The sequence below is a fragment of the Marinobacter sp. genome (genome assembly GCF_014859525.1).
GTDB lineage: Bacteria > Pseudomonadota > Gammaproteobacteria > Pseudomonadales > Oleiphilaceae > Marinobacter.
This window is the reverse complement of the sequence record NZ_JACUUB010000151.1, coordinates 1-2,933: the sequence shown is the minus strand read 5'-3', so window position 1 is coordinate 2,933 and position 2,933 is coordinate 1. Positions and strand designations below refer to the sequence as shown.

The following is a 2,933-nucleotide window of genomic DNA, read 5'->3' as shown; positions in this document are numbered from 1 at the left end:
ACCACCTGGCCACGGGAGGAGGCTTCACCGGCGCGAACCTGGTCGCTGTGGCTTACCACGAGACCGTCGCTCTCGGTGCCCCGAGCCCGGTAAACGTCCGGATACACCAGAATACTCTGCACATCGTCGTAGTCTGAAAACGGACGTTCCAGAATCAGTAGGCAGGCGTGGCCGGCAATGGTTACGCGCACTCTGTCGTCTACCTCAAAGCCATCGCAGCCGTAGTAGTCCTTCTCTGAGACGAACAGCTGCACCAGGCGCTCAAGCCGCTTCCTTTGCTGCGGTGCCACCCGTTTGTAGGCGGGTAACTGCTTTTTCAGATAGCTACGCCAAAGCTTGGGGAATGGCTGCTGCAGTTCCCGCTTTCGTCGCCAGGTGCGGTAGAAGAACAAATAGAACACGGAGCCTGAGAGCAACAGGATGGCGAATACGGTAAATATTAAAGCAGATGACATGGGTAGGCCTGGTTAGTGATCATGATTCAGGTTGTGCAACTGCAGATCTTTTTCCAGCCGGTAGGTATCAAAATCCCGGGCCAGGAACAGGTGGCCTTTGTAGTGTTGCAAAGCCTCTGCCGCCAATTGATTAATGTGGGGTGTGCCGCCGGGTACCGACTGGTAGCGGGGGCTGAAATGGGTCAGCATCAGGTTGGGCAGTTTCACGCTCTGGGCAAACCGGGCTACCTGCTGGGCTGAGCTGTGTTGTGGCCAGGGGCCAACCCGATCGGCTACATCCTGAGTGTACGTGGCTTCGTGAATCAGCACATGGGTATCGGCGCAGGCGTCTTTCAGCAGTTCCGGGGTGTCGTTGTCGCCGCCGACAATGAGTTTGCGGGCGGTTCTGGGGATGTGGGTGTAGTCGTCGCTTTTCAGTAAGCGGCCATCCGCCAGCAGCACGTCTTTGCCCTTCTGCAGATCGCCCCAGACCGGGCCGGCCTCTATGCCGTCCGCTGCCAGTTTGTCCTGCTTTAACTGGCGCTCCAGATTTCTTTCGGTAAAGACATAGGCCCGGCAGGCTACCCGATGAGAGAGCGCCACGTTGGTCACGCGAAACTGGTTGTCCTGCCAGCAGAAGTCCGGCGCTTCTGAGTCAATGAAGTTGAGGGGGTAGCTGAGGCTGGAGTCGCTGTTGTCGATCACAGCATGGATGAGCCTCTTAACCTGCACCGGCGCGATGATGTCCAGTGGCTCGGCACGGCCCAGCATGGAGGCGCTGGTGAGCAGCCCGGGCAGGCCGAAGATGTGATCACCGTGGATGTGGGTGATGAAAATCGCCCGCAGCTGCATCACCGAATAGCGGGTGCGCAGCAGTTGGTGCTGGGTACCCTCACCGCAGTCGATCAGGTACCAGGGTTTGGGGCCGGAGCGGCATAGCGCAAGCCCGGTAACATTGCGTGACCGGGTGGGCGTTCCGGCGGATGTGCCCAGGAAAGTAAATTCCATCGTGCCTCGTTTCGCGGTAATGTGCGCCTTAATGATACGAACATGAAACAGCTATGGCGAGCGTCCAGAGTAATAGAATCAGAGGAGTTACACCTTGTCCGAATTAGCCAACTACGAAAGCTTTAACATCGACGTCCAAAACCACATTGCCCACGTGCAGTTCAGTCGGCCGGAAGCCATGAATACCATGAACAAGGCGTTCTGGCTGGAACTGCCCCGCTGTGTGCAGGACATCGAAGCCAATACCGATGCCCGGGTGATTGTGATTTCGTCCACCGGCAAGCATTTCTCCGCGGGCATGGATCTGGGCGTGTTTTCCGATCCGAAGTCGGTGCCCATGAGCGGCGATCCCGGCCGGATGGCCGAGAACCTGCGCCGGGTGGTGTTGCAGCTGCAGGACACGTTGACGTCCCTCGAAAAAGTGCGCCTGCCAGTGCTGGCGGCGGTTCACGGCGGCTGCATTGGTGGTGCCCTGGATCTGGTGTGTGCAGCGGACAGCCGTTATTGCACCGCAGATGCCTACTTCACCATCAAGGAAACTGAGCTGGGCATGACTGCCGATGTCGGCACCCTGCAGCGCCTGCCCAAGCTGATGCCCGAAGGCGTGGTGCGGGAACTGGCCTATACCGGGCGCAAGTTCGGGGCCGAGGAAGCTCACCGTCTTGGTTTTGTGAACACGGTATACGAATCTCAGGAAGCGATGCTGGAAGGTGTGATGGCTATTGCAGCACAGATTGCCGCCAATGCGCCGCTGGCGGTAACCGGTTGCAAGGAAATGATTAACTTCAGCCGTGATCACAGTGTGGAAGATAGCCTCAAGTACATGGCCACCTGGCAGTCTGGCATGTTCCGCCCCACCGACATGATGAAATCCTTCCAGGCAAAGGCCCAGAAACAGGCGCCCGTCTACGATGACCTGTTCCCTGTAAAGGATCTGTTCTCCAACTGATCCATGCCTGATCGCCGGAGCTCCTCAATCTCAACATCTGCCGCCCTGTTGTTTCAGGGCGGCATTGGTGTGGTTGGCCTGCTGGCCATCTGGCTGTTTGGTATTCCAATACTGTCGAGCGGTCTGAGCCTTGCTGAGGCGGTTTTGTTTGGCATGATTGGCGCTGGCGTGACCTATCTCTCGCTGCTGTTGCTGACCCAAAATTCCTGGTTGTTCCCCGATGACCTTAGCAGTCAGATGCAAGCGCTCTATGATTTTGTGTCCGGCTACCGCTGGCCGGTGTTACTGGCATTGGCTATGCTCGCTGGCGTCGGTGAAGAACTTCTGTTCCGGGGCGCTATTCAGGGCTGGTTACTGCAATACACCGGGCCCTGGACGGCGGTGCTGGCGGCCTCGGTGCTGTTCGGCCTGGTGCACTACGTGTCATTCACCTACTTTCTGGTTGCCACTGGCCTGGGCCTGGTGCTGGGCGCTGCCTACCAGCTCAGCGGCAGCCTTGAGCTGGTGATGGTGTGGCATGCGGTTTATGACATGTTGGCGAT

Annotated in this window: 4 protein-coding genes; 2 read left to right on the top strand and 2 right to left on the bottom strand. The window is 58.1% G+C overall.

Annotated features, from left to right (window positions below; genetic code table 11):
• Positions 1-455: zinc-dependent peptidase (locus tag IBX51_RS14875; protein ID WP_291832108.1), on the bottom strand; the 455-nt coding region annotated here is incomplete at its 3' end.
• A gap of 12 nt (positions 456-467) precedes the next feature.
• On the bottom strand, positions 468-1,442 hold the full coding sequence (locus IBX51_RS14870) for a ribonuclease Z (protein WP_291832106.1): 975 nt from the start codon (positions 1,440-1,442) through the stop codon (positions 468-470).
• Between the two features lie 94 nt (positions 1,443-1,536).
• Between IBX51_RS14870 and IBX51_RS14865 the strand changes: the two genes are divergently transcribed.
• Positions 1,537-2,391 (top strand): crotonase/enoyl-CoA hydratase family protein, encoded by an 855-nt coding sequence (locus IBX51_RS14865; RefSeq protein ID WP_291832105.1) that lies wholly within the window; start codon positions 1,537-1,539, stop codon positions 2,389-2,391.
• A gap of 3 nt (positions 2,392-2,394) precedes the next feature.
• On the top strand, positions 2,395-2,933 hold a 539-nt coding region (locus tag IBX51_RS14860), incomplete at its 3' end, for a CPBP family intramembrane glutamic endopeptidase (protein WP_291832104.1).

Coding starts and splice junctions, on each gene's coding strand:
- IBX51_RS14870 (WP_291832106.1), bottom strand. CDS start 1,442: ATGGAATTTACTTTCCTGGGCACATCCGCCGGAACGCCCACCCGGTCA.